Genomic DNA, 26,360 nt, shown 5'->3' with positions numbered 1-26,360 from the left:
TTTACTCTACAAAAATTGAAACGGTTTCTGCCCCATGACAGCCGACTGCGATATGGGGCATACAAATCGGTTGGACATTGATTACTAGATTCGTTAAATGGCGACTGACCGGCTTTGCATCCTTGATGAGCCTGTTTACTTCTGCATAGGTTGCTTCTGTTAATTCAAGGCCATTCAGATCCAGCGACATTGTGAATGTTCCTGGTGCAGCTTCTGGCTTTTGATCAAACCATTCCTGAAAGTCACAGGTATAACCAAATTGTGCGAGAACCTCTCGAATAGCTGTCCTTGTTCCCTTAATCTGGTGCTGACGGAAAGACTTTTTAATCAGTTCACGTTGAAGTGATGGCTGCCAGTCCGTGTCCCATGAATCCACGGAATACTGCCAAGCCAAAAACGAAAGGAATTCATCAGGCGCTTGATCAATTGATGAAATCGTTTTTATGTCGACCGGCAGTTCCATATTTTTTGAAGAAACTTCCGAGACATTACGATCAAAGGCCGTACTATTTGGAGGAAGTAAATTCTTCATTCAACACCACCAATATCCAGCTTAATATTGGTACAAAATGAGGCTTGTTCCGGTGTCAAAACAACATCAGCTTTTGGACTGATTAACTCAACACGGTTGACACCTTCAATATGCAAGGCTGCATAAATCGCAGAGAGCCGAATTGAACGCCCTAATCGTTTTTGTTTAGTTGCATAAGCTGTGACATTTCGATAGGCCTGTTGAAGTAACGTTGCAGCCTCTGGATCTTTACCAATAAATAGCTTGGCATTAATTGAATAATTAACAATCTTTGCCGATTGAACTGTAGGCCGGTCTCCCACCGGCCTTACATCCTCTTTATTCAAAGCCCTATTTACAATTGCGACTAACTCTGGGGATGCTGCCCCATTTTCTGAATCAGCTTGTAAAATGGTTACAGTGACATAGCAAGGTGCCGGAGAAATTACAGAGACATCCCCAACACGTCCATCCGCATCACGGGCAAATTTTTTATATGCTGATTCAGGGCCGGCAACGGACAAAGCATCAAACGCCAATTGAATACGCTCACGGAATACTTCATCACTTTCCATAACCGCTGGAATTGGTGGCACCTTTGAATTATCAGCGGGCTTTATCACTAATCGTTTAACGTTATAGTTAGCCCCGACCTGATCCAAGTCGTTTCCTTTCGCAAAGGCAAGTAATACCGCACGTGCAGCCGTATTGATTCGATTACGCAATACAACTTCACGATAGGCATTTTCCTCAAGATATTTTGTTAAAGGCTCACTTTCACGTTGTAAGACTGCAGTTATCTCTGCCCTCTCATCTTCGGAATGTTTAAGAATCAGATCCGTTTTCCTCTGCTCTAAAATTTCCTCATACTCAATTGATTCGATAATATCTGGCGGAGCAAGTTGGCTAAAATCGACACTCATTTAGATGCCCCCATATTTAATGGAATTCTTAAATTCATTTCCTGTCCCGTTTGCTGGTAAATACATTCAATGTCAAAAACCAATCCACTACCCTGTACAGAAACAAGTCGAATGTGATTAATGCTGATTCTGTTCTCCCATGTGGAAGCAGCTGTAAAAAGTGCGCTATAGCATTTCAAAACAAGGCTATCGTTAATTGGCTGATCCAATAGTTCAGCGACAAGTGAGCCATACTCTCGACGCATGATTCGAGAGCCGATAGGTGTGGTTGCGATGTCAGCAAGTGATTGCTCTATTGAGGCTTGTATCGAATTGAGTCGCTGGCCATTATTTTTATTAATCATGGAACCGGCCCCTGCGAATTTTCATTACCAGCCTTCACACCAGATGTTTTGTGCTTCTTGAGAGAAATATTCCCAGCGATCACATCAGCATCAGAGGTAATGTTTTTGGTGGAATGAATACCTCCATCAACATATAAGTCGCCTTTCAATCGAGCCTTACCGCCTTCCGGTAAAATGGCCTCAAGTAGATGGTTTTTGCTGTCATAGGAAAGGATGCAACCATCAGAAAATATCTGAATGTATTTATTCAAATCCTCTGAAACTGCTGGATTAATTTCATTATTCAGTCCACCAAATGCAACGGCCATTTCAAGAACACCGCACGGGCTAAAAACAATGACTTCCTCCCCTTTTTTAGGAGGATGCCAAGTTGAACTGGTTAAATTTAAATAACGGATTTCTGCAGTCGTAATCTCGCCAATTTCGACGGTGACTGTCATATAAGGTTTTGCGGGGTGAATCGTCTTGATCTTGCCCATACGGATCAAATTCTCAAGACGACGATTGATGTCTGCATTCATGCTGCAATCGTTATGCAGCTGAATGTTTATTTCATTCCTTTACGTTTGTATGTGAGTTATATACAAATTTTCTTTTATTTCACTGAAATATGTGCCAAGACATCTTGTTCAATCATTTCGATTTCCTCCGGAGTGAAACCCAAAATTTCTCGTCTACTATATTTTACAGTTGGCCCATCCTTGTCGACCTTATCGCGTAAACCAAACTGGTGGACTCCGGCAATAAAAGCCACACGGCCTGTAAAACCAATAGCAACTCCTTCAGCAGTCTTTTGAATACGCATCCATTTAGTATTTTTGATCTTATTGAACATCTTATTTTTTATTTTATTACGCTTATCCATTATGCGATTTTTACGGGGAGCAAATCGCTCACCCATTGGGTTCAATTGTTTTGTGATTCGTTTCTTCTGCGAAGTCCGAACCTTACGGCCAATTTCGGTCTCTAACTTTCTTCGTTCGGCATCACTGAGCTGCAATAACATTGAGCCCAGATGATCCGTAAGTGCTTGTAACTCAGCCATAGTTAATGCCCGAAATATTGATTTTCAGGTTCTGAAGACAACCATTCGGCAAGTAGCTCACCTGTTTTTTGGTCGTGCATTTTGAACAAAGTAGGCTCGGCTGCGGTTTCATATTTCGGCTCATCAGGATAACTAATATCCAATGTTCCATCTGGTAAACGCTGTACGATTACACGTTCAGTTACTGGAAAAGACATGGAAAGATGAACGGTATTATTATTTAAAATCACCGTTTCAAACTTAAATGCATCCTTATTCTTTCCCAAATTAACCATGAGTTCATGCTGATTAACACGAACCCATTGAAGTAAAGGTATCATCACTGCAGCCAGATCTCCTGCGTACTCAGTAAGAATAAAACTTAATTCATATTCATACTCGAAAGACAAGCCGTTCGCTAATGTACTTCGGATATTGCCTTCTTCGGTAAAAATTAACATCCGTTCAGGATCACGTCTTAACTCACTGACAGCATTTAGCATGTGTTGACGCAGGCTCTCCGGTTTTTTCATGCGACTCGTTTATCTCCATAAATTGGCTCTAATAAATCCCATGCAGCTTGAAACTTGGCTTGATAACCTAATTTTTTATAATTGGAACCGTTATATAACGTAAAGACAGTATGCCAATCCTGTTTTTTCAATGCAGCTAACAGTCCAGGCTTCCATTCGATAAATCGTAAAAAGGCTTCCATCTGGTGTGATTCACTAATGGCCTGTTGAGCAACAAATTCTTGAACCGAGGAGTAACCAAGGTCTTTCCAGTTTTCCCCCATAATCTGAAACATCCCCCAGCTACATGACATTAATGCCGAGTTCTCATGGATATTTTTTGCTAAAGTTAAGCGGGTATGTTCAGCCTCATTACCCTTATATCCCCCTGCAGCCGAGTTGACTAGATTAGGGACTTTCTTCATTTGTTCATTCGCAAATGTTTTACTGATTGCCTGTCCAAGATAAAAATACATTCGATGACGTTCATATAAAATTTTGACCTTGCCATTACTTAAAAAACCAGCTCCTTTACTTTCAACCATTCCTAATACACGGATAACCAGCTCCGGAACGCCCAAGCGTTTCGCGGCACTTTTATAATCCTCATCCTTCAAAAGTTTAGAAACTGTATTACCAGCCAAAGCCATACGAGTTTTGTCCCCAACTTTGCCATCAGCAACAAGGCCATGTGCTCGTTGTAGCTGAAGCACAGCAAATTCTGTACTTGCCCCAAATATTCCATCAACTGCAATAGGCTTACCCCTAACACCTTTATAGCCCAGATTAACAAGCTGCTTTTGTAATGTTGAAACAGCCTCACCACGTGAACCGAATTTTAAAATCAAGTTGTACTCCAAATTAGTTTTGCGATATTGCCTTTAGACCGGCAAATTAAGATGACAAGGAATAGGGCGAAAAATGCATCCCAAAAAGTGACTGGATCTTTTAAGTAGAGGATATTTATTCCCATACAAAGGAACCCGACGATCAAAGCGAACGAAAGGCTCTTATGCATAAATTTGTGAGAGTAAATAGAACCATCAAAACAGATAATTCTGATTGCTGAGATTGCATAGCAAGCCACAGCAATGAATGAATAAATTTGTTCTAAATGAGAAATGGATAAATTAAACACTTTAGTCTCCACCTTTTTTAGGCTTTTTAAATGTGCTCAAAAAATCAATTGCTTTGGATGCAATATCACTTAGAGATGCATTTCTAAGCCAAATAAAAACCTTGTCGAGAATAAGAATTGCGAAAGCTGAAACTGCAAACGCTGCAGCAGCTAGACTTTCAATAAAAAATAGGTTGTATTTCAGGAATTGTGGTGCGAGTAGATAGCCTAAAGCACATGACAACAGAAAGGCCGAAATACGTCTGGCATAGCTGCTTTCATTTGAATAATACGCTACGCATGCAGCCCCTACGATTGCCCCAAAAATTGCGTCTCCATCTACAAAAGGCATCAGTGACGCAATGAATGCTGATCCCGAAATTGTTGCCACCGTAGACGTTGTTGGTTCTGCCATTTGATTAATCCCAAAGTTGTATGGTCTGTTTTGTTTGTTGAGGTGTATCCAGATCAGGCAAGTTAATTTCGGTACCAATAGGAAGAATCACGCCAAAGTCTGCAAGTTGAGGATTGGCCTCCAGAACCTTTTCAACTACGCCTGAGCTTCGGCCATATATGCGCCAACAAATACTATCGATTGTGTCGTGCTGAATGGTTTGGGTAACTCTCATATCAGTTCTACTACCGTATGGTTTTGCCCAAGTAATTGTTGAATCGCCCAATGTTTATTGCGTCGATACTCATCAATTGTAGGAACTAATTCATCGGCATTTTTATGCCCGGCATTTGTACTGTCATAGCCCCGATATTTTTCGTTGACCTTCGCTGCCACTCCGTTAAACACAGCAGAAAAATATAAATAATCAGTCTCTGGCGTCCCATCGATCTCCCCTTTTGAAAGATCAGAAAGCTTTTCTACTTGCCCCATTAACTGACTTAGCAGACGATTTACATCGATCACTTCTTCAATAACACTTTGCCTTAAACGCTCATTTGTCACAGATCCATCCAGACGAAATTGCTTGCGTAGGTCATCAAGAGAAACTGACGGAAAAAATGGATTGCTTTTTAAAACTATGTCGCTAGGTGTGAAATTTCCATTTGCAACGAAACTCATAACTCCCCCATTAGTGCACTGGTGGGAACACGGCTTAATGACTATCACTCTGTAATGACATCACCGTGTTCGCCAGTGCGGTGCGTGGGCACTTGTTTAAGCCGATTAAGATTCTGTCTTTTAATCTGCTTCGGCTTGTTTATTTGATTGAATGGCTTTTTTCAGAAGCGTTGTAACGACTTTTAGATCCTGCTTACCGTTGCAACGATCATCTAATTGAACTGCCCGGTCTAAATAGTCATGCACTTTTTGCGCTTTTGCCTGAATGCTTGCCGGCAACAAATCATCCAGAATATTTGCTGCCTTCATTTCTGCTTGGATCAGTTTCAATTCCGCTTTACCCAAAGCAACCAGAAGTTTTGCTTTTACTTGGTCGGGCATGTCCAAGACATCAGGTGGCAAATCAGCGTTATTTACAATCTCATGTAGTTCCTGAAGAACTTCAACATCAACTTCAGCACTCGTTTTGAGTTGACGAAGGAAGGCGTTTGAAATTTCTTCAGTAACAACGACAGCCGTTTTACGATCAAACCGGTCTGGCATGATCATCTTATGACGTAATGCGAAAGCAGCCATCTCGAGTGCTTTTTTATAGTCTTCGGTATCAATGCACCAAACCATAATTTCCATAAAGACCGCATCTTGAACACTCTTATCAGCCTCTAAAATACCGTTTACATAAGGCATATATGTTGGCAATAACTCACGTTTAAGCTGCGCTTTAGTTTCAGTCGATTGGTATTGCTTTAATCGACTCCGGTCACTATTCAATTGACTAAGCTGCAATTCATACGCAGATAAATCTTTCATCGTGCCAAATTCTGCAGCCATTTCGGCTGCAGCTTTCGCACGGAATTTTTGGAAATGTTTACGTGCTAAGGACATGGTTTACGCTACCAATTTGATATTTTCAGCCATAGCTGAAAGACCAAGATCTTCAATGAAATAATCTTCATTTGATGATTCGTAGTTTTCAATTTGATCGCGCTTCGGGTTGTCAATTACGGTACGACGACGAGCACCTTCCTGCACATAGATTGAGATATTGTCAAAGGTCGTTACCCAAATCACACCCTCTGGGAAAAATGGTGCGGCATATACAGGTAAACTACCGATTTGCTTTTGGCTCATAATCAAATCAGCCGCCAGTTTTTCCGAGTTCTCCTGGTCTTTATTTACCAGTGGGAAATACTTATCCGATACAGTTTTACGGTTACAAATCACGACAAGATCAGGATTATCTTGATGGACTTCATCAATCATCTCATTTGCCAGATCCATGACCAGAGCATCAATGTTTTTATAATCCCCCGTTGAACCCACGGTGATTACATCTTGTTCTGCGCCGGATGACATCACACGCTCAGGGTTTTCTTCACGCTGTTTCTGTAACCAGCCTTTATTTACATCCTGTAACTTTGGATTTTTTTCGATGTCAGTGGTTTTCGCAATCGAGGTACCATTAAAACCAATCATGATGCGATCAAGCGCCTGACGTTTTTGAATCTGGCCACTGAATCGCGCATAAAAGTCTTTAAACTTCGCCCATTGATCTAATTTCTGATATTTGATGGCAGTATCGAAATCTGTTTTGACACAGAAATAACTACGTTCATCAAGACCAGTCGGATCTGTTGCTTGACGGTCAGTCGTACTGGTATTGGTACGTGAAGCAATCGGACGTGAGATACCTAAACCAACGGCAGCAGCCGATTGTTCCTGTACTAAATGGATATTAATTCGTTTTAGAAATCCTGATGATAATTGGATCTTGTCTTCTAAACGTTGTTGGACAGTTGGTTCAACAGCGAATTTATGACTGACACTTTCAACTTCGTTAATTTCTGCTAATTTTGCCATTGAGGCATTAAATTTTTTACGTGTTTCTGAACGCATTTAATTTTGCTCTATTCTATATTCTGGATTAACAATCAACTTCTTCTGTCATGCTGTAATTTGCAGAAGTCGGACGGGATGCTGTATTCGGCTCGCTATCAAGCTTTGCTTTCAGATCATTGAAGTCTTGCTGGAGCTGCTCATGCTGATTGCTCAATGTTGAGTAATCGTTTTCAAGTTTTGAAACGGCCACGCCTTGAGTCGCGGTTTCATTCGCAATTTCCATAATTGCTTCTTCATGTTCAGAGAATGATTGCTCTGTTTTTTCTTGCTTTTTGAACATGCTTTTTACTTTGTTTAAAAAGCCAGCCGAATAAGATTGAGGCTCGTTCACCTCTTCAAATTCCATGCTTGTTTCAATTGCTGCACTGAATAAGTTTTCTGGACGGAGCTTCTTGGCACTAAGCGGATTTTCTGCTTGTTGCGCTGCAAACTTGAGCATATCTGTACCAAGTGAAGCAGGACTATCTGTTACCGCCAAACCAATCAAATATGCCTCGCCTGTATTGGCAAAACTCTCATCAACTTCCATTGACGTAAAAACTTTTTGGCGTTTGCGGTTGAGTTCGATCAAAGCTTCTGTAGGTTCAATCTGTGCGAATAAGGCATCTTTTTGAACGCCATTGATATCTACTTTTTCAGTTTTTAATGCAGTGACATCACCATAAGCACCGAAAACACCGTCAGGCATGATTCCACGAATATGCTCAATATTCAGTCGTGCACCGTAGACGCTTTGACTATAATTTTTAGCCATTTGAATAATCCATTCGGGCTGAATCTCACGCCCGTCCGTGGTATCCCCTGCTACGGCAATACGAAACCACTTGGATTTGTATTTCTTTTCCTCTTTGCTCATTTGCAAACCTATTCGTTGAATTGATGAATGAAAAATCACGTTTTTTCGAATAGGTGCAGAATGGAGAATGAAGGCTATTCACGGCAATTTGATAGTTTTGTATATAACTGACATACAAAACCTAGAGACTGCGAAATCAATTTCGGACTGCCAATGTTTGCGTTTTACAGCAAATACCGTTTGGCAATGAATGACTTATCCCCTATAGCAAGTCTTCACCTGATAATGGACAACAAACTTAAAGCCAAGTTTTTGTACTGGCTTGGGTGGAAAATTGTCGATATCGCTGAAGTACTCAATGAAAACGAAAGGACAGTCCAGGCTTGGAAAAAACGCGAGGATTGGGAAAAAGAGAAACCAGAGAATAGGGTTGAAAATGCACTCTCAGTGCGCCTAATGACCCTGATTTTAAAAAATAAAAAAACATCTGGTGATATCAAAGAAATCGACGTTTTGATGCGGGCATATAAAGAATTTGCTCGTATCGAAAAGTATCGTCTGGATGGTAATGAAGCCGATCTAAACCCCAACATTCGTCGTCGGAATGAAGCACCGAAGAAGAGTATTCCAAACCATTTTACCGAAGAACAAATCGAGCAACTCATTCTTGCTTTTGAAGAGAACCTTTTCGATTACCAATGGACTTGGTATCGGGCGATGGATGAACGTTCACGCATGATTCTAAAAAGTCGACAAATCGGTGCAACTTATTACTTTGCGCGCGAAGCGTTGGTCGATGCTTTACGAACTGGCCGGAATCAAATCTTTTTATCGGCATCCAAAGCCCAAGCCCATATTTTCAAATTTTACATTAAGGCTTTTGCTGCAGACGTATGTGGTGTCGAGCTAACTGGCGATCCAATTGTCTTATCAAATGGCGCAGAGTTGCTGTTTTTAGGGACAAATTATCGTACAGCCCAAGGACATCACGGCAATCTATATTTTGATGAAATCTTTTGGACGTATGGTTTCCAAGAGTTAGAAAAAGTTGCCTCCGGTATGGCGATGCATGAGAAATGGCGCAAAACCTATTTTTCAACTCCCTCTACCATCACCCATGAAGCTTACCCATTCTGGACAGGAACACGTTTCAATAAAGGCAAGCCAAAAGCGCAACATTTAAAAATTGATGTATCACATAAAGCACTGGCCAAAGGGAAACTATGTGAAGACTTCATCTGGCGTCAGATCGTAACCGTTGAAGATGCCGAAGCAGGTGGATGTAACCTTTTCAATATTGAACGGTTGCGATTTGAATACTCACCAAATGACTTTGCCAATCTTTTGATGTGTGAATTTGTGGATGATGGTCAATCCATGTTCCCACTTGGGATGCTCCAATCATGCATGGTCGATACTTTAGAAATCTGGGATGATTTCAAGGCTTGGCATAACCGACCATTTGCCAACAAGCCAGTATGGGTGGGCTACGATCCTGCATTAAGTGGCGATAATGCGGGCTTGGTTGTCGTAGCCCCTCCTCTTGTTGCCGGCGGAAAATTCCGTGTTTTGGAGCGGCATCAATTTAAAGGTGATAACTTTGCGGAACAGGCCGAGCACATCAGAAACATAACGCTCCGTTATAACGTTGAATACATCGGTATCGATACGACTGGCATGGGCTATGGCGTTGCAGAATTGGTCGCCGAGTTCTTCCCAGCTTTAACCACATTCAACTATTCACCAGAAGTCAAAACACAACTTGTCTATAAGACACTTGATGTCATTCGCAATGGACGACTCGAATTTGATGCTGGAGACAAAGACTTAGCTCAATCATTAATGAGCATCAAGAAAACTTTAACCGCAAGTCAGAAACAAATCACGTTTACATCAGGCCGTTCCGAAGAAATCGGACACGCTGACTTAGCGTGGGCTCTCATGCATGCAATTTATAACGAACCGCTTGCAGGCATTACCGAACGAAACTCATCTATGTTGGAAATCTATTCATGAACCTTTTTTCTAAAGCACAAGGCTTATTAACAAATGCTATGAGTTACTTGCCTCAGAGCATTCAACAAACCCTACCCACCCAAAATACAGAAGCTTTTACTTTTGGAGATGCAGTTCCGATTCTTGATGGCCATGACTTATCCAATTATATGGAATGCTGGTTCAATGGTCGCTTCTATGAACCGAAAGTTAGCATGGAAGGATTGTCGAAAAGCTGGAAATCCACTCCTTATTTAAGCAGCGGAATTATCTTTAAACGTAATTTTTTATCTAATCTATTTATCCCCCATCCTCATTTAGACCGGATGGGCTTTGAGCAAATGGCTTTAGATTATATCTGGTGTGGAAATACTTACGTCGAAGATGTCCGCTCGCGTCTAAACAACACCATCAAATATAAACCGGCCTTGGCAAAATATACTCGCGCTGGAGAACATGCTGGGCAATATTTCTATTTAAACAATAATCATAAAGGCTACACGGAACATGAGTTTGGCTATAACCGTATTTGCCAGATCCGTGAAACTGATATCGATCAAGAGATCTATGGGACACCAGAATATATTTCAGCGTTACAAAGTGCATGGTTAAATGAATCGGCAACGCTGTTTAGACGTAAATATTATAATAATGGCTCACATGCTGGGTTCATCTTATATGTGAATGATCCCGCAGCCGATCAAAAGGACATTACTACTTTACGAGAGGCATTGAAACAAAGTAAAGGTGTAGGCAATTTCCGTAACCTTTTTTACTACAGCCCCAATGGTAAAAAAGACGGCATTCAAATTATTCCGACATCTGAAATCGCAGCGAAGGATGATTTCTCTAATATCAAATCGATTACCCGTGACGATACATTAGCTGCGCTGCGCATTCCTCCACAACTCATGGGAATTGTGCCTAGTAATGCGGGTGGATTCGGTGATATTAAATCCGCAACAGAGGTTTTTTATCATAATGAAATTGCCCCACTACAATCTAGATTACTACGATTCAATGAATGGGCTGGCGATGAGGTTATTAAATTTAAACCATATAAAATGACAAAAGCATAAAAAAAAGCCCTCATAAAATGAGGGCTTTTTTTTTAAGGTCTCATACGCTCTAATATTATTTCTAAATCATAATTAACTTTTTCGATATCACCGGCCAAATATGAATGGTCTTTCTCTTTAAGCATGGTTAAAAGATCGTTCAATTGAACCAGCTTATCCTGTGCTTTCAAAATTTCTTCATTCACCCAACTAGAACGCATATTTTAAAACCTTTAAAAACAATTAATTAACTAACTTTATGATAAGGATTTTCGCTCCATTCCGATAAGAACTCAAGCTTTTTTTGAGACATTTTTGTCGCATTAACACTTGATGGTGCGACATTTTTGTCGTATAATTGCGTTATCGTTTAAACAAGGTGGAGTTTATGAGCTACAACGAATTTAAACGGTGGCTTCTAGCTCAAGGTGTAATATTTTTACGTAAGGGTAAGGGTTCTCACATGATTATTGAATACAACGGAAAAAAGACGGTTTTCCCAAGTCATGGAAAAAAAGAGATACCAGAAGGCACTCGTTTGAAGATTAAAAAGGACTTGGGGCTTTAGCCCCTTGATCCATGTAGCGACTAAACACCTTTCTCGAATTGTTAGTCGAGGTACACAGAATATGAAATATTTATTAACGCTTATCCAAGAAGGCAATTATTTTCTGGTTAGCTCTCAAGATATTCCTGAGCTAAATAGTGTCGGTGAATCTGTAGAAGATGCACTTAAAGAAGCCCTAGATGGGATTGAATCAGCTTTTATGATTTATATGGAAGATCGTATTCCAATTCCATTACCATCCGCCCGTCCAAAGGAAGGGGAATACTTTGTTACCCTTCCTCTTTTGGTTGCAGCTAAAGTTTATTTATATAATGAAATGTTAGCTCAAAACGTAACGAAAGCTGAACTTGCCAGACGTCTCGATTGGCAACAGAAACAAGCAGATCGATTATTATCTTTGAAGCATGCGACAAAGATTGAATCGATAGAAAATGCCTTCCATGCAATGGGACGGGAGTTGGACTTACAAGTCGCCTAAACTTACATCCTTAACCAACTAAGCCAGCAAATGCTGGCTTTTTTGTGGCCTGCAGAAAAATGAGAGTGATTCTCATCTGAACACCCCCCAGCCATCACCGCACGCAGTTGCCCCACCCCACCTGCGCTGACTAAATGTGGCTGATTTACTGCAAGACCAGCCAATCACGCAACAGGGCGCAGCACATGCCGTTATTAGGGCGTTTCAATGCTTAGGCTATATTTTCGATACTGCATTTCACTGCAAAAGGTACAAAGCAGCACAGAGCCATATACAGCGAACATTCAAAGAAGCGAGAAGCAAGAAAAAGAAGGTTTATTTGTTCTTTGTCTGGGTCACATGCTCAACAGAGGTAATAAAGTAATAAATTGCCATAAGTCACTGTTTTATAAAAATAATATATATTACAAATAAGAGTAATTTTTTGTAATATTAGAAGTAATATTTTATAAATATATGATTTATAAAGGAATAGAAATATAGAAATATGACAAATATATACAGTAATAAATTACTTATATCTTACTTAATTCTTACTTATCTCTTACTTGCTATGTCATTGAATTAATTAAGCTAAAATAAATTTATTACTTTATTACTTCAAAATTTCGCTACCCCTGCTCTTTTTTTTAAAAGGCAAAAAACGGCCATTTCGTGTGATTTTCAAACGAAATAAAAAAAATCGATGGGATTGGAATGGGATAAAAAACTTAGATGGGATGGTCATTTATACGCTCATGCTTGAGGTAATAAATAAACCTAAACGATCATCTTCAATCAGCATGGGATGCTTACTAGAGAAAGAAATTCTATAGTTTTCAAGAAGATGGTCGGAGCAGTAGGATTCGAACCTACGACCCCCTGGTCCCAAACCAGGTGCACTACCAGGCTGTGCTATGCTCCGAGTGTGGGGTGAATGATGGGGCTCGAACCCACGACAACCGGAATCACAATCCGGGGCTCTACCAACTGAGCTACATCCACCACAATATTGGTCCTATGTACCAAGCGACCAAATGGCGCGCCTGACAGGATTCGAACCTGTGACCATCCGCTTAGAAGGCGGATGCTCTATCCAACTGAGCTACAGGCGCATAACGATGATAAAAATATCAAGCGATACTTCGCCGATCTTAAACTAATGTTTTACAACATTATTTTAATTGGTCGGAGCAGTAGGATTCGAACCTACGACCCCCTGGTCCCAAACCAGGTGCACTACCAGGCTGTGCTATGCTCCGATTTCTCAGCTTTTATTGTATCGCACATCGTGCGGTACGGTGTGCATTCTAGGCGTGACGCCCTGCAACGTCAACACCTATTTTTCAAAAATATTAAAAATCCTTATCAAATGTATATTTAACAAGCATTTTGCTGCTTTTTAACGCTTTAATGAGGCACTAAAGTTCAACATTCGATCTAAAGGCAATTTTGCGCGTTCCGCCAAAGCCGGATCAACGTATATTTCTTGATCAGCATGCTGCAAGACATGCAAAATTCCATCCAGTTCGTTCATTGCCATCCACGGGCAATGTGCACATGAACGGCAAGTAGCCCCCTCACCTGCGGTTGGTGCTTCAAATAATTCTTTATCTGGCACCGCTTGCTGCATTTTGTAGAAAATCCCCCGGTCGGTTGCCACGATCATCTGCTTGTGCGGTAAGGTCTGGGCCGCCTTAATCAATTGTGAAGTACTTCCGACCGCATCAGCGATGTCCACCACCGATTCAGGGGACTCAGGATGCACCAGAACTGCAGCATCTGGATAAAGCGCTTTCATCTGCGCAATGCCGCGGGAACGGAACTCTTCATGCACAATACAGGCGCCATCCCATAACAGCATGTCAGCACCGGTTTTCTTCTGGATATAGCGTCCTAGATGCTGATCTGGCGCCCAGATAATTTTTTCGCCCAGGCTATCCAGATGTTCAATGATCTCAACCGCACAACTTGAGGTTACCACCCAGTCAGCACGTGCTTTCACTGCTGCTGAAGTATTGGCATACACCACCACGGTATGGTCGGGATGCTGATCACAGAATGCAGTGAACTCATCCACCGGACAACCCAGGTCAAGTGAACAGGTTGCTTCCAGTGTCGGCATCAATACCGTTTTTTCAGGGGACAAGATTTTGGAGGTTTCCCCCATAAACTTAACCCCAGCCACCACCAGCGTGGTTGCAGGATGATCACGACCAAAACGCGCCATTTCCAGTGAGTCAGAAACACAGCCACCCGTCAGCTCAGCAAGCTCTTGCACTTCCGGATCACAGTAATAGTGTGCCACCAGTACGGCATTGCGTTTTTTGAGCTCTGCTGCGATTTGAGCGAACTTCTCTTGTTTCACTTCCGGGCTAAGGCTATTGTCCTTTGGCTCACCCAAACGATCTAAATGCGCCTGCACAATATTTTTGGCTTCGTTCGCAATTAAATTCGCATCATTCATAAAACGTCTTCTCTATCCTGCGTGCTTGCATCGCTGCAAAGCTATAACGTGGGTGTCGGGGTGATCATTTGCTTAGAATCACACTGTCCACAAACCAGCTTATAAAAAAAGCCCCACTGTGGAGGCTTCATTATAACGCAAATTTATGAGCGATAATCGGCATTAATTTTCACATAGTCGTAAGAAAAGTCACAGGTATAGACCGTGTCTTTTGCCGTACCACGACCAAGATCAATCCGGATAGTAATCTCTTTTTCGGCCATTACCGCAGCACCTGCGGCTTCGGTATAGTTCGGGTTTGCCCCACCATCCAGACAGATTTGCACATCCCCCAGCCAGACTTGAACCTTGCTACTGTCCAGATGTGGCACGCCCGCCTTGCCAATGGCCATCACGATACGGCCCCAGTTTGGATCGGAAGCAAATAATGCGGTTTTAATGAGGGGTGACTCGGCAACGCTATAGGCCACATCACAACATTCCTGGGTATTGGCGCCGCCCTCAACCTGAACCGTGATGAATTTGGTTGCACCTTCCCCATCACGCACAATCAATTGTGCCAGACGGTTCATGATACGGGCCAGTACCTCTAACACTTGATGATAACGTGCATCGTCCTGACGCTGGATTTCAGCACCACCGGCCAAACCGGTTGCCACAAAAATACAGGAATCATTGGTCGAGGTATCGCCATCAATGGTGATGCGGTTAAATGAATGCTCAACCGTGGTTTGCAATAAGCGCTGTACCAGTTCCTGGCTGATCGGTGCATCAGTTGCAACGAAACTCAGCATGGTCGCCATATTCGGACGGATCATGCCGGCGCCTTTACTGATGCCAGTCATGGTATACATCACACCATCCAGCTCAAACTGTTCAGAGGCGCCTTTCGGTGTGGTGTCAGTGGTCATGATGCCAGATGCTGCTTCTACCCAGCAATCGGCATTTAACGTATTTAATGCCGGCTGAATGCCTTGCAGCAAACGTTCAATTGGAAGCTGCTCTCCAATCACACCGGTTGAAAACGGTAAAATCTGGTTCGTCTGTACACCGGTTAACTCGGCCAGTTTGGCACAAGTCGCTTCTGCATTTTGATAGCCGACTGTTCCTGTAGCAGCATTGGCATTGCCGGTGTTGATGATCAGGTAACGTGGCGTGTTCTCCGCCAAGTGTTTTTTACTGAGTAAAACAGGTGCAGCCGCAAAAGCGCTCTGGGTAAATACCCCGGCAACCTTTGAGCCTTCAGCAAATTCAAAAATGACTAAATCTCGTCGGTTTGGATAACGTACATACGCCTCAGTTGAGCCAATTTTTACACCCTGCACCACATGCATAAGTGGCATAGTTACGTCACCAACAGCCATTTTTAAACTTCCATTCAATTTGTTATGAAAAAGAAAATGAATACATACCCTATATATGAGACTCGGAAAGGTCATCTACAACCTGCGTGGTATGTGTAATATCCCGTTTCTGCGATAGATAAAACAAATGCAACAAGTGGACAGGTTTTGTAGATAACAATGCCTTTGGTTACTTTGGGCGAAACCAAAGTAACTCGAACCGAAGGTTATTCCTAATATTGGATTACACTAAGCAAGACGCCGCCTCGCGAATAACCAAGTTACGGTTCAAGTCATAAAATATGTCGATTCATATCTGTTAAGTAGCTTATTCCAAAAAGAAATGAAAATCGAGTATTAACAATACAGATTATGGAGTTTGGCTTTGCTCTAAACCGAGTAAAATCTGCTTCTTATCCAGACCACCCGCAAAACCCACCAGTGCCCCACTCGAACCAATCACCCGATGACACGGCGCAATAATCGAAATCGGATTCTTGCCATTGGCTGCGCCCACCGCACGTACCGCTTTTTCATTCCCCAATTGCACGGCAATCTCTTTATAACTACGTGTTTCACCATAAGGAATTGTCAATAATGCTTGCCAGACCTGCTGCTGAAAAGCCGTTCCCTGAAAATCCAGAGGCAGGTCAAATTGCTGACGTTGCCCTGCAAAATATTGTTCTAGTTGTTGCTTCACTTGATGCAAGATCGGATGCTGGCGAACTTCAACCAGCTCGGCTAAACGAACCCGTTTATGGTCTTCGTTATCCCACATGACCGCAACCAGTGCCTGATCATGTGCAACCAGCTTTAATGCACCAACAGGAGAATCCATATACATATAAACCAGTTGCATCATATTCTCCTTAAGGGGTTAATTTGATGAAAGTTTCATTAACATCAAACCCGATACGATCAAAACCGCTGCAATCATGCGCATCGCGGTCACAGGCTCGTTTAACACCATGATCCCGACAATAAAGGACCCGATCGCACCAATGCCGGTCCAGATGGTATATGCCGTGCCTAGCGGAAGGGTTCGCATTGACATTGACAGCAACACTACACTTAAAATCATGAAAACAATGGTCACAATACTTGGCGTTAACTTGGTGAAGCCTTCAGACAACTTCATCGAGTATGCCCAAACCACTTCAAAAATGCCTGCCAGAACTAAAATTGCCCATGCCATGTTATTACACTCAACTTTATCAAGGGTTGGGTCGTCCCAACGTGATTCTTTCGAGGGAGGTCGTCCTCCTAAGTCCAGCAGTGTACTGTAAAATAAAAAATGATGTGATGTGTTATGTACACAAAGCCGGAAATTAAGCTTAAGTAACTATCGCCCCTGTTGCTTCTGTAAGTCTTTGAGCCATTGCCTCACACGTGCAACAAGCTGAGATAAAAACCTCCAGATAGGGTGTACAGCCTTTTTTTCTGCACTGCCCTGTTCCCTTGTCTGCGATGGCTTCTGGGCTGTGGCCAACTCGACAGGCTCATAATGCGGCATGGTCTGCTGTAACGAGGCTCCCAGATTGAGGCGCTGTAAGGCCACGGTTACGCTGTCGATCGGCGCTTGATGATAAAGCGCCAAATGTCGTGCATCCAGATCAATGCAATGTTCAATCAACAGTTCTGAAAAAGGAATGAGGGCCTGTCTTACCCGCTGTTCTTGTACCGCACCATGCATATCGGGAATATGATAGTAACTGACCCACATACTGCCATCTACCGCAGTCTGGTCGGGGCGGGAAGCCGATGCACAGCGCGGGTTTGCTCCTGGCCGGGTCACCTGGGCAGTTTTATCTCTTATTGGATTGTGTTGTTGTTCTAAAGCCATTTATGCACCATGAATGACTCAAAAAAGATACTGTTAGTATAAACCAACAGTATCCCGAAAAAGTGACATTTTAAACAAAATATCAAAACTTTAGCGTGAGTCCCGCACCATAGACCCAGCCTGTTTTAGAATCAGTTGCTTGCTGCCAGTCAGTGGCCTTGCGTCCTTTGTTATAGCCATACGCCACATCAATAAATGGCATCACACGGTTCTTCACAACTTCATAACGGGTTTTAATCCCGACTTCTGCAGCGGCCAGGCCGGTTTTGGCTGCATATCTGGATTGATCTCGCAGTACCCATTCCATTTCCAGATAAGGCTGCATAATCAGCTGTTGGGTAAGCAGGAAATCGCGCTCTGTTTCTAGCACAAAGCGCCATTGCTGATCCTCGCCTGCATACAGATGGGCATCGGTTTCAAAGAAATATTGCGCCATGCCGTGCACACCCACCACACCCTCAAACTGTTCCTTATCTGACTGATGCTCAGCGTTATAACGGTAATTTACCCCGGCCTGAACATCCCAGAAATCGGAAATATTACGGCTATACAGGGCCGCAATACGTTGCTCCGATTTTTCCGACTCGGTCTTGGCATAATCAGCGTTGATAAACAGTTTATTTTCATCACTGCCCACCCAGGTTTTTAATTTGGATTTCACCGAGCCCTTGCCGTTTTCATCTAGCAACCATGCGCTATCTAACTGAGTAGATTGATAAATCTGGCCACCATGTTCACGACTATGGTCGTGCTGCCCAAGCGATGTTTGCGACGGTTGCTGAACTGTTGTCTGACGTTGATGCTGTGAATGATCCATTGAAGATGCACTAGCCACCGGCATATGCTGCTGTGCGGGCATCTCCATTTGCATCATCTGATCATGTCCTTCATGCGCATAGGCAAATGCACTCAACGAAGAAACCATGCCCCCCATCGCCAGTAATTGCGTATAACGCTTCATTTTCAAAGATAGCTTAGTGATGTGCATGGCTCACTCCTTGAGATGATTGAACAGGGGCTTGAACTGGCGTTTTTGCATCGTCCACATTGGCAACAATCAGCTTGCTCATCATGCCTGCACTCATGTGATAGAGCAGATGACAATGGATTGCCCACTCTCCTAATTCATCCGCCGTCAACAAAGCCGTTACCGTCTTGCCAGGTGGCACAATCACGGTATGTTTATTTGGCATATCTTGCGGTGCCTGCCCATTTTCCAGTTGCATAAACATGCCATGTAAGTGCATCGGATGCGCCATCATGCTGTCATTGACAAATTTCAGGCGGATACGTTCACCATAACGCACCGTTAAAGGTTTAAAATCAGGATCACTAAACTTCTTGCCATCAATGGTCCAGATATAACGCTCCATGGTTCCGCCCAAACGAATCACCACTTCACGTTCTGCTGGACGGCGATACTTTTCTGGCTGGGGTTGCAAAGATTGCAAATCGGCGTAGCTTAAGGCTTTCTGACCTGCCGGGGTTGCCGCATTGGCCCAGCCCTGTACAGTACGAGCGCTTTCTTGTGCAGAAGAGTCTGCCATTTGATGCTGACCATGCTCCATCTCTTTGATGTTCATCTGTGCATGGGCACTATGATCCATTTGCGACATGTTCATCTTGTCATGTGAATCATGATTCATAGCGGCATGTTGTATAGAGGCATCAGCCTGTTTGTCCTGAGCACTCTGGTGCTGACCATGATCTATCTTGCTCATCTTCATTTCAGCATGCGCGCTATGATCCATAGTGGGCTGCGAAGATGTTGTAACATTCGCTTTATCTTGCGACATCTGATGCTGAGGATGCTCCATATTGCCCATTTTCATTTGTCCATGCGAACCATGATCCATGCCCATGTCTGCCATGGTTAATAAGGCACGCGGACGTGCTTTTGGAATCTGGACAGTAGCTGGAGTGCTCACTCCTTGATTCTGCAATGAGCCGATGGCAAAGCCCGAACGATCGATCGACTCTGCTTCAATCTGATAATGTGCCTGTTTTGGCTCGACCAGCACATCATAAGTTTCTGCGGTACCAATACGGAATTCATCGATAGCTACAGGTTTTACCGGCTGTCCATCGGCACTGATCACGGTCATTTTCAGGTTGGGAATACGTACATCAAAAAATGACATGGCCGATGCATTGATAAAGCGTAAACGGACCTTTTCTCCCGTCTTAAAAGCACCGGTCCAGTTCTGTTGCGGGGTCTGGCCATTGACCAGAAAGGTATAACCCGTGACATCGGACAAGTCTGTTTTCAGCATGCGCATCTGGTTCCACATCGAACGGTCTTGCCAGGTGGCTTTCAGGCCTTGTTGCTTCAACTGTTTCCAGACATCACCGACTGTTTCACGCCGGTTCTGGTAATACTCGGCAGATTTCTTCAGATTGGCCATGATCTTGTCGCTTTCGGTTTCATGAAAATCCGACAACATCACCACATAATCACGCTCCGCTTGTTCATGGGCCGCAACAGGCTGTTTTCCTTTAGGATAAATTACCAAAGGGCCATATAAACCATCCTGTTCCTGCCCCTTGCTATGGGCGTGATACCAGTAGGTTCCGTTTTGGCGGACCTTAAAACGATACTCAAAACTGCCATTCGGCTTAATGCCTTTAAAACCGTTAAAGCCGGGTACACCATCCATGAGCCCCGGTAATAACAGGCCATGCCAATGTAAAGAGGTATCCTGATCTTTGAGCTGGTTATGGACATGAATAACGGCTTCATCGCCCTCTTCAAATTCAAGCAACGGCGCAATAAATTTGCCGTTCACAGTAATACGTTGCACCGGTTTACCCGTCACATTGACAGTACCCTGATTAATATTGAGATGATATTCCTTGATTGCAGCCACGCTATAAGGCGCGAACAAAACGCTTAGGCTAGCGACAACACCAGCATATATTTTTGAGGACATGATGATTTCCTGATCTGTTAATGTTAAGAATGCTCAGTTCCCTTTTCACAAGGAGAAAGAGCCTGCAAAGACAGATCAGGTTCTAGGCGGGCGTAAAATCTCTTGCCAATAGCCCGCCAGATGACGCGCCTGATAATCCGTATGGAGATGCGTATCCAGCTCTAGCAATGGCGAATAAGACAAGCTTGGCGTATTTTGGTCTAAAGCAAAATTGGTACTTTGACAATGCGAGGTACTATTACAATCCTGACAATGCAGATGGTCCTGCATCTGCCCATCATGACATTGACCGGGACTCATGCGATCTGCATGTGAGCTTTGTGCAGCATGATGTTGCATCATTTGCTGGTCATGACAGGATAAGGTTGCATCAGTCGTTGAATGATGAGAATGAACCTCTTGTACCGCTGCAATGGCCGCACTGCTGCCCCCAATGAAAAAGATCATCAGGAATACAAACCACAGATGTCTGTATTGCTTGCGAAATTGCACTTCAGGTTCCTTGTTACCATCAATTCAGATCATTGAATGTGCCTAGCATAATTTCTTTTGACTTTATGCACAATCATTTGCCTGTTTAAATTCTTATCGACAAATCGGGCAGCGCCTTCAACCTGATCATTTAATCATCTCTTTAAGGATTTCAAACAGCCGAATAAAAACAGAGCAAAATAAAATATTTAGCGCATAAAAAAAGGACAAAAACTTGTCCTTTTTTTAACATTTTGCTGTGAATATAAACAACTGAAATCATTTTGTTTATTTTAACAACACTTTATCCACCGGGTTATCAACACGGTTATCCACCCAGTTATAAACAAAGTTATCCACAAGATTATGTGAAAAATAGGGTGAAAACACTAAACTTCTGTTGCACCCACTTGAGCCAGCTCTGCACGCATCTGGTCGATCACGGCTTTATAATCTGGCTTGCCAAAAATTGCCGAACCGGCAACAAACATATCCGCACCCGCTTCTGCAATCTCACGGATATTGGCCGGGCCAACACCACCATCGACTTCCAGACGGATATCACGTCCACTGGCATCAATGATCTGACGGGCCTGACGCAGTTTATCCAGAGTCATCGGGATAAATTTCTGTCCGCCAAAGCCCGGGTTCACGCTCATCAATAAAATCTGGTCAACTTTATCCAGCACATAATCAAGATAATGTAAGGGTGTCGCCGGGTTAAAGACCAAGCCCGCTTTTGCACCACCCGCCTTGATCAGTTGCAAGGAACGGTCAATATGATCGGTTGCTTCCGGATGGAAAGTAATGATTTCTGCACCCGCTTCAATAAAGTCACCAATCATGCGATCGACCGGCGAAACCATCAGATGCACATCAATAGGTGCTTTAATTCCATAATTTTTCAGTGCCTTACACACACCTGCACCAAAAGTCAGGTTGGGTACATAGTGGTTATCCATCACATCAAAATGTACAACGTCTGCACCTGCAGCTAGAACTTTTTCTACCTCTTCACCTAAACGTGCAAAATCGGCAGATAAAATCGAAGGAGCAATCAAATAAGGCTTGGACATGGATGACCTGGCAAACTCTGAGAAAAATGATGAAGTGATTATAACAAATTCAGCCCACTTAGGGCTGTTACAAAGTCATTATTCAAGCATTGCATACTTGCAACAACACGTTGCAACTACACCATTTTTATCTGGCCAGTGCTTTGTTATGTTAGTGAATGAAAATAGAGGAAGAAAAGTAACATGAATAGCAGTACCCATATCACCACAACTGAAGGAAAACGTATCAGCAAACGTTTGCTTAACCACTGGAAACACAAGTTTGAAGTTGCTGAAACAGAAACAGAGACAAAAATTTTTATGCCAACGGCCACCATTACCCTGACGCCGCATGAACAGCATCTTGCGGTACTGATCGAGAACCGGCAGGATGATAATGTCGCTCATCTTGAACAGGTCGTGATCAATCACTTAAACCGCATGGCCCAGCAGGAATTTGTGGTGGAATGGCAGCATCATTAGGAAACTGGAAAAAGTGTTAAATTGACGGGCAGATCAGTATTTCACTTCGATCTGTCAGTCTGAGTGAGATGAAATAAAAATAGTATTTTATTCTGGATATCATCTATGTCTTAAAACAGGGAAAGCACATGAACAATAAATTTTCATCCGGTATTTTAATCACCACAATCATCAGTCTGGCAACCATTGGCTGTAGTCAAAAATCAGAAAAGCCTGAGACGCCCGAAAAAAGTTCTGCGCCTACAGAATATCCATCAGCAGAAGCACAAACAAAAGCAGACACCTTCCATATTAATCAAGTTCCAGTCTCAACTATTGAACTTGGAGATTTTCCATTTATTCAACTCCCGAAAGGTTATCATTTTGCTCATCAATCCACTGAAAAATTTGCTCAAATGGCGTTTTGGACCGGAGATAAACTAGAGAAAGTTGAAGGCAAACTTTTTAATGGACGAATAGATGCTGAAGAAAATAACAAACAGGCTTCTTTTTTAGAGTTGCAACGTAATTTAGAAAGCGTTATTAGCAACTTAGGTGGGAAAAAAATTACAGACAGTAAAATACCGACAGACCTCACCACTCAACTTTCAGAGAAATATGGCGTATCGTATGTCGAAGGATTAGGTGATATTTATAACCACCCGACACAGACCTATGTGATTCATCAGCATCATCGGGATATTTGGTTTCAAATCACTCAAAGCGGACCTTCAGCGGGTTTATTGGTCTTAGAAACCCAACCCGTAGAAATAACCGCACAGCCCCTCTCGGCAAGCCAGTTAAAAGCAGCTCTGGATCAAAATAATAAAGTTGATATACATATTAACTTTGAAACAGATAAAGCCACACTGTTGGCTGACTCCCAGGAACAAATCACACAAATACTGGACTTATTAAAAAATGATGATGCTCTAAAACTTGAAGTTAATGGGTATACCGATCACTCGGGAGAGGCAGCACATAATTTAAAACTCTCTCAGGCAAGAGCACAAACTGTAGTTAAAGCATTGACGGATGCTGGCATTGATCCCGCTCGTTTAAAGGCACAAGGCTTTGGCGATACCAAACCGGTTTCCGGTAACGATACAGAAGAAGGAAAAGCCAAAAACAGAAGAGTTGAATTAGTAAAATTTTAATAGCCTAAACATTCGGGGCTGTCGCAATGCCAACAGCCCCTTAAGAAACTGCTGATTATTCTTTTTTTTCTAATTGAATGGCATGGAACTGGAGATGATCATCCACAAAGCTTTGAATAAAGTAATAACCGTGATCATAGCCTTTATGCAGGCGTAAGGTGAGATGCTGGCCTGCATCCAGACATGCCTGCTTGAACTTTTCATGATTTAACTGGGCAAGAAACTGGTCATCCAGCCCCTGATCAATCAGGATTTCTTCAAATAGCCCACCTTTCTGCTGTACCAGCGCGGTTGCATCATGTGCAGCCCATTGCTGCCGGTCAGCTCCCAGATATTGGCTAAACGCCTTTTCACCCCACGGGCAAATACTTGGTGCACAGATTGGTGCAAAAGCCGAAACCGATTTGAATTTGTCCGGATATTTAAAGGCCAAGGTCAAGGCGCCATGTCCACCCATCGAATGCCCAAAAATTCCGATCTGGTTTTCAGCCACAGGGAATGCTTGTAAAACCTGCGCATACAGCTCATCAACCAGATAAGACTCCATGTGATAATGCTCAGCCCAAGGTTGCCGGGTGGCATTGATATAAAAACCAGCCCCTTGCCCAATATCCCAGTGATCACCTTGTGCAACATCATCCCCACGTGGAGAAGTATCCGGGGTAATTAAAATCAGGCTCAAGCGTGCTGCCATGCGTTGTGCATGCGCCTTAATCGCAAAGGTGTCTTCAGTACAGGTCAGACCGGCCAGATAAAACAGGGCTGAACATGCTTTGCCTTCCAGTGCCGCAGGTGGCAAATAGATACCGACTTTGGTGCTGCCTTGCAGATATTGAGACTCAAGTTGATAAATCCGTTGCTCACCCTCAAAACAACGGTTTTTTTGCAGTAGCTGCATGCTCATCATCCTGTGTTTTTATCGTTTCTGTTGGTGCAATATTTTGTGCCGGAAACAGATATTGCTCAAGCTGTGGCAACATCAGTTCCATGTTACGCCCGATGGCCCATTGTGGTTCTGACGGTTCAACGCCTTGTGCCGTTTCCCACTTGGTTACCGTTTGCCTGGCTTGCTCAAAGGCTTTTTTCATTGAATATTGTTCACGCATCGCCAGATCAAAAAAAGCGCGGCCAAAATAAGTATAGTCTGCTTCATTGTTACAGCCAAAAGAAGTTTTATCGGCAGCAGAAGCGGTAATAATCAAGGTATCTGGCGATTGTAAAGCCGGAATAAAACTGCCCGAATAACAGGCCGAGATCACAATCACACGCCAGCGAATCCCTGATTTGTCCAGTGTTTCTCTTAACCATTTCGGATCGACCTGATCCAGATCGAGCGGCGCATTTTCAATTTCAAAATGATTCCGCTCGCCATGTGAGGTCATATACAGAAACAGTACATCACTATCACGATTCATCTGCTGGCCAATACGGCGTAACGCCAGTTCCATGCTGGTTTTGGAGGCAATCGGAACTTCCAGACGGGTTGCCGGATTATTGATGAGCATGATGGAACGGCCAAAGGTGCCAAAACGGGTGTCGAACTGTTCCCTGATGCGTTCAATTTCTGACTTGAATACATCCACATAACTGTCGCCAGCAACGCCCATAAAATACCAGTGGCTTTGAGCAATATCTCCATACTGGATCTGGTCCAGTGCCTTATCCAGCAAATGGCTTTGCGCATAGAAGGCATCTTCGGCAAAACTGGGCGGGGTTTGCTCCACTTTCCAGATCGGCTGGTCTTTCACAGAAAGCTGCCACACCACCATGGTGGCAATGGTTGCCACAAAGACCAGTGCCCGCTCCCACCACGGCCAGTTGAGAGCGCGTGAAAACACCCAGATCACCGCCAGACTTTGCCAGACAAATAATCCGACAAACAGCGGCGGCAAGAAGCCGTTATAGATACTGTCTGGAATAAAATTCAGATAACCGTTGGAACCCAGATACTGGATGATGCATTGTAACAGCAGAATATTGGTATCCAGCACCAGCCACAATAAGGCAGGCACCAGCATCAAACGTGGCTGGTTCATCCGTTGTGAAAGAAAAATCCCCACAATCAGGGCAATAAAAGGCCAGAGTGCATAGCCGATCAGCCCCTGGGAATTAAACTCTCCCATCTGTCCGGCCACCAGCCAGCTATATAGCGAGTTGGTGCAGCCGCCGAGGACACCCCAGATAATCAGCTGGGTAATGGATGGATGGACCACCTGCAAGGAACGGCGAGACCCCAGGAACAACCACATTCCAGCAATTTGGTTACTTTTGAAATCATGCCAGAGATTAATGGAGGGTTTGAGGTCTATCATAAAAATTCTTCGGGAGTTTCTCTTTTCAAGCCTAAACTGAA

Annotated in this window: 33 protein-coding genes and 4 tRNA genes; 7 read left to right on the top strand and 30 right to left on the bottom strand. The window is 43.2% G+C overall.

The features are described from left to right. Position 1 precedes the first annotated feature (1 nt). The 14 genes from OC23_RS04095 to OC23_RS04030 all read right to left on the bottom strand — a co-directional run bounded on the left by OC23_RS04095 (position 2) and on the right by OC23_RS04030 (position 8,261). Positions 2 to 532 (bottom strand): phage tail protein I, encoded by a 531-nt coding sequence (locus OC23_RS04095; protein ID WP_038343008.1) that lies wholly within the window; start codon positions 530 to 532, stop codon positions 2 to 4. Next, complete coding sequence (locus OC23_RS04090) at positions 529 to 1,434, bottom strand: baseplate J/gp47 family protein (protein ID WP_038343007.1); 906 nt, start codon at positions 1,432 to 1,434, stop codon at positions 529 to 531. Before OC23_RS04090 ends, OC23_RS04095 begins: the two co-directional genes overlap by 4 nt. After that, on the bottom strand, positions 1,431 to 1,778 hold the full coding sequence (locus OC23_RS04085) for a GPW/gp25 family protein (RefSeq protein WP_038343005.1): 348 nt from the start codon (positions 1,776 to 1,778) through the stop codon (positions 1,431 to 1,433). Before OC23_RS04085 ends, OC23_RS04090 begins: the two co-directional genes overlap by 4 nt. After that, positions 1,775 to 2,299, bottom strand: coding sequence for a phage baseplate assembly protein V (locus tag OC23_RS04080; RefSeq protein WP_038343004.1), 525 nt, complete (start codon positions 2,297 to 2,299; stop codon positions 1,775 to 1,777). Before OC23_RS04080 ends, OC23_RS04085 begins: the two co-directional genes overlap by 4 nt. Positions 2,300 to 2,373: 74 nt before the next feature. Then, entirely contained in the window at positions 2,374 to 2,823 is a 450-nt protein-coding gene (locus OC23_RS04075) for a phage virion morphogenesis protein (protein WP_038343002.1), read from the bottom strand. 2 nt (positions 2,824 to 2,825) lie between these two features. Then, positions 2,826 to 3,335, bottom strand: coding sequence for a phage tail protein (locus OC23_RS04070; RefSeq protein WP_038343001.1), 510 nt, complete (start codon positions 3,333 to 3,335; stop codon positions 2,826 to 2,828). Further along, positions 3,332 to 4,162, bottom strand: a complete 831-nt coding sequence (locus tag OC23_RS04065) for an N-acetylmuramidase domain-containing protein (RefSeq protein WP_038343000.1) — start codon at positions 4,160 to 4,162, stop codon at positions 3,332 to 3,334. Before OC23_RS04065 ends, OC23_RS04070 begins: the two co-directional genes overlap by 4 nt. Then, the gene (locus OC23_RS04060) at positions 4,159 to 4,401 is read right to left on the bottom strand and encodes a phage holin family protein (protein WP_227505538.1); all 243 of its coding nucleotides are present in this window, start codon (positions 4,399 to 4,401) and stop codon (positions 4,159 to 4,161) included. Before OC23_RS04060 ends, OC23_RS04065 begins: the two co-directional genes overlap by 4 nt. Before the next feature lie 52 nt (positions 4,402 to 4,453). After that, positions 4,454 to 4,846 carry a putative holin gene (locus OC23_RS04055; RefSeq protein WP_052209136.1) on the bottom strand — a complete coding sequence of 131 codons (393 nt, stop codon included), beginning with the start codon at positions 4,844 to 4,846 and terminating at the stop codon, positions 4,454 to 4,456. Between the two features lie 4 nt (positions 4,847 to 4,850). Further along, a complete protein-coding gene (locus OC23_RS04050) occupies positions 4,851 to 5,060 on the bottom strand; it encodes a tail protein X (protein ID WP_038342998.1) in 210 nt (69 codons plus the stop codon). Beyond that, a complete protein-coding gene (locus OC23_RS04045; protein WP_038342996.1) occupies positions 5,057 to 5,506 on the bottom strand; it encodes a head completion/stabilization protein in 450 nt (149 codons plus the stop codon). The genes OC23_RS04050 and OC23_RS04045 overlap by 4 nt, the downstream gene beginning before the upstream one ends. Before the next feature lie 120 nt (positions 5,507 to 5,626). Beyond that, a complete protein-coding gene (gpM, locus tag OC23_RS04040; RefSeq protein WP_038342994.1) occupies positions 5,627 to 6,391 on the bottom strand; it encodes a phage terminase small subunit in 765 nt (254 codons plus the stop codon). A 3-nt stretch (positions 6,392 to 6,394) separates the two neighbouring features. Further along, the gene (locus OC23_RS04035; protein WP_038342992.1) at positions 6,395 to 7,402 is read right to left on the bottom strand and encodes a phage major capsid protein, P2 family; all 1,008 of its coding nucleotides are present in this window, start codon (positions 7,400 to 7,402) and stop codon (positions 6,395 to 6,397) included. 28 nt (positions 7,403 to 7,430) lie between these two features. Continuing rightward, positions 7,431 to 8,261 carry a GPO family capsid scaffolding protein gene (locus OC23_RS04030; protein WP_038342991.1) on the bottom strand — a complete coding sequence of 277 codons (831 nt, stop codon included), beginning with the start codon at positions 8,259 to 8,261 and terminating at the stop codon, positions 7,431 to 7,433. Between the two features lie 186 nt (positions 8,262 to 8,447). On the opposite strand from OC23_RS04030, the gene OC23_RS04025 reads away from it, so the two are divergent. Next, on the top strand, positions 8,448 to 10,217 hold the full coding sequence (locus tag OC23_RS04025) for a terminase large subunit domain-containing protein (RefSeq protein ID WP_038343229.1): 1,770 nt from the start codon (positions 8,448 to 8,450) through the stop codon (positions 10,215 to 10,217). Continuing rightward, positions 10,214 to 11,275, top strand: coding sequence for a phage portal protein (locus OC23_RS04020; protein ID WP_038342990.1), 1,062 nt, complete (start codon positions 10,214 to 10,216; stop codon positions 11,273 to 11,275). Before OC23_RS04025 ends, OC23_RS04020 begins: the two co-directional genes overlap by 4 nt. A 32-nt stretch (positions 11,276 to 11,307) precedes the next feature. Here the strand turns inward: OC23_RS04020 and OC23_RS19255 are convergent, their stop codons facing one another. Next, positions 11,308 to 11,475, bottom strand: coding sequence for a hypothetical protein (locus OC23_RS19255; RefSeq protein WP_171194746.1), 168 nt, complete (start codon positions 11,473 to 11,475; stop codon positions 11,308 to 11,310). 167 nt (positions 11,476 to 11,642) lie between these two features. Here OC23_RS19255 and OC23_RS04015 point away from each other — a divergent pair, with 167 nt between their 5' ends. Beyond that, positions 11,643 to 11,822 (top strand): type II toxin-antitoxin system HicA family toxin, encoded by a 180-nt coding sequence (locus OC23_RS04015; protein WP_032881509.1) that lies wholly within the window; start codon positions 11,643 to 11,645, stop codon positions 11,820 to 11,822. A 61-nt stretch (positions 11,823 to 11,883) separates the two neighbouring features. Beyond that, entirely contained in the window at positions 11,884 to 12,300 is a 417-nt protein-coding gene (locus OC23_RS04010; protein ID WP_038342987.1) for a hypothetical protein, read from the top strand. 827 nt (positions 12,301 to 13,127) lie between these two features. Here the strand turns inward: OC23_RS04010 and OC23_RS04005 are convergent. The 13 genes from OC23_RS04005 to rpe form a co-directional block, all read right to left on the bottom strand. Continuing rightward, a tRNA-Pro gene (locus OC23_RS04005) sits at positions 13,128 to 13,204 on the bottom strand. 4 nt (positions 13,205 to 13,208) lie between these two features. Beyond that, positions 13,209 to 13,284 (bottom strand) — tRNA-His (locus OC23_RS04000). A gap of 33 nt (positions 13,285 to 13,317) precedes the next feature. Beyond that, positions 13,318 to 13,394, bottom strand: a tRNA-Arg gene (locus tag OC23_RS03995). 70 nt (positions 13,395 to 13,464) lie between these two features. Next, a tRNA-Pro gene (locus tag OC23_RS03990) sits at positions 13,465 to 13,541 on the bottom strand. A 140-nt stretch (positions 13,542 to 13,681) separates the two neighbouring features. After that, positions 13,682 to 14,746 (bottom strand): quinolinate synthase NadA, encoded by a 1,065-nt coding sequence (nadA, locus tag OC23_RS03985; RefSeq protein ID WP_038342985.1) that lies wholly within the window; start codon positions 14,744 to 14,746, stop codon positions 13,682 to 13,684. Between the two features lie 143 nt (positions 14,747 to 14,889). Further along, complete coding sequence (gene argJ / locus OC23_RS03980; RefSeq protein ID WP_038342984.1) at positions 14,890 to 16,110, bottom strand: bifunctional glutamate N-acetyltransferase/amino-acid acetyltransferase ArgJ; 1,221 nt, start codon at positions 16,108 to 16,110, stop codon at positions 14,890 to 14,892. 349 nt (positions 16,111 to 16,459) lie between these two features. After that, positions 16,460 to 16,948, bottom strand: coding sequence for a methylated-DNA--[protein]-cysteine S-methyltransferase (locus OC23_RS03975; RefSeq protein WP_038342982.1), 489 nt, complete (start codon positions 16,946 to 16,948; stop codon positions 16,460 to 16,462). Between the two features lie 18 nt (positions 16,949 to 16,966). Continuing rightward, positions 16,967 to 17,284 carry a DMT family transporter gene (locus OC23_RS03970; RefSeq protein ID WP_038342980.1) on the bottom strand — a complete coding sequence of 106 codons (318 nt, stop codon included), beginning with the start codon at positions 17,282 to 17,284 and terminating at the stop codon, positions 16,967 to 16,969. A gap of 147 nt (positions 17,285 to 17,431) precedes the next feature. Then, complete coding sequence (locus OC23_RS03965) at positions 17,432 to 17,932, bottom strand: hypothetical protein (RefSeq protein ID WP_038342979.1); 501 nt, start codon at positions 17,930 to 17,932, stop codon at positions 17,432 to 17,434. Positions 17,933 to 18,014: 82 nt separating this feature from the next. Beyond that, complete coding sequence (locus OC23_RS03960; RefSeq protein WP_038342976.1) at positions 18,015 to 18,920, bottom strand: copper resistance protein B; 906 nt, start codon at positions 18,918 to 18,920, stop codon at positions 18,015 to 18,017. Continuing rightward, complete coding sequence (locus OC23_RS03955; RefSeq protein WP_038342975.1) at positions 18,907 to 20,862, bottom strand: multicopper oxidase domain-containing protein; 1,956 nt, start codon at positions 20,860 to 20,862, stop codon at positions 18,907 to 18,909. Before OC23_RS03955 ends, OC23_RS03960 begins: the two co-directional genes overlap by 14 nt. Positions 20,863 to 20,937: 75 nt before the next feature. Then, entirely contained in the window at positions 20,938 to 21,354 is a 417-nt protein-coding gene (locus tag OC23_RS03950) for a hypothetical protein (RefSeq protein WP_038342974.1), read from the bottom strand. Between the two features lie 368 nt (positions 21,355 to 21,722). Continuing rightward, a complete protein-coding gene (gene rpe / locus OC23_RS03945) occupies positions 21,723 to 22,409 on the bottom strand; it encodes a ribulose-phosphate 3-epimerase (RefSeq protein WP_038342973.1) in 687 nt (228 codons plus the stop codon). Here rpe and OC23_RS03940 point away from each other — a divergent pair. The 3 genes from OC23_RS03940 to OC23_RS03930 all read left to right on the top strand — a co-directional run bounded on the left by OC23_RS03940 (position 22,408) and on the right by OC23_RS03930 (position 24,007). Beyond that, complete coding sequence (locus OC23_RS03940) at positions 22,408 to 22,596, top strand: hypothetical protein (protein WP_038342971.1); 189 nt, start codon at positions 22,408 to 22,410, stop codon at positions 22,594 to 22,596. The genes rpe and OC23_RS03940 overlap by 2 nt on opposite strands. Continuing rightward, positions 22,593 to 22,871: a DUF2218 domain-containing protein gene (locus OC23_RS03935; protein ID WP_038342970.1), complete on the top strand. Its 279-nt coding sequence runs from the start codon at positions 22,593 to 22,595 to the stop codon at positions 22,869 to 22,871. The genes OC23_RS03940 and OC23_RS03935 overlap by 4 nt, the downstream gene beginning before the upstream one ends. Before the next feature lie 128 nt (positions 22,872 to 22,999). Next, positions 23,000 to 24,007 carry an OmpA family protein gene (locus OC23_RS03930; protein WP_038342969.1) on the top strand — a complete coding sequence of 336 codons (1,008 nt, stop codon included), beginning with the start codon at positions 23,000 to 23,002 and terminating at the stop codon, positions 24,005 to 24,007. A gap of 55 nt (positions 24,008 to 24,062) precedes the next feature. On the opposite strand, the gene fghA is transcribed toward OC23_RS03930, so the two are convergent. Together fghA and OC23_RS03920 are read right to left on the bottom strand one after the other, a co-directional pair. Beyond that, entirely contained in the window at positions 24,063 to 24,905 is an 843-nt protein-coding gene (fghA, locus tag OC23_RS03925) for an S-formylglutathione hydrolase (RefSeq protein ID WP_038342968.1), read from the bottom strand. Next, positions 24,874 to 26,319: a C13 family peptidase gene (locus OC23_RS03920; RefSeq protein ID WP_038342966.1), complete on the bottom strand. Its 1,446-nt coding sequence runs from the start codon at positions 26,317 to 26,319 to the stop codon at positions 24,874 to 24,876. The genes fghA and OC23_RS03920 overlap by 32 nt, the downstream gene beginning before the upstream one ends. Between the last annotated feature and the right edge of the window lie 41 nt (positions 26,320 to 26,360).

Source organism: Acinetobacter sp. A47 (genome assembly GCF_000805455.1).
Classification (GTDB): domain Bacteria; phylum Pseudomonadota; class Gammaproteobacteria; order Pseudomonadales; family Moraxellaceae; genus Acinetobacter.
This window is presented reverse-complemented; position numbering and strand designations above follow the sequence as displayed.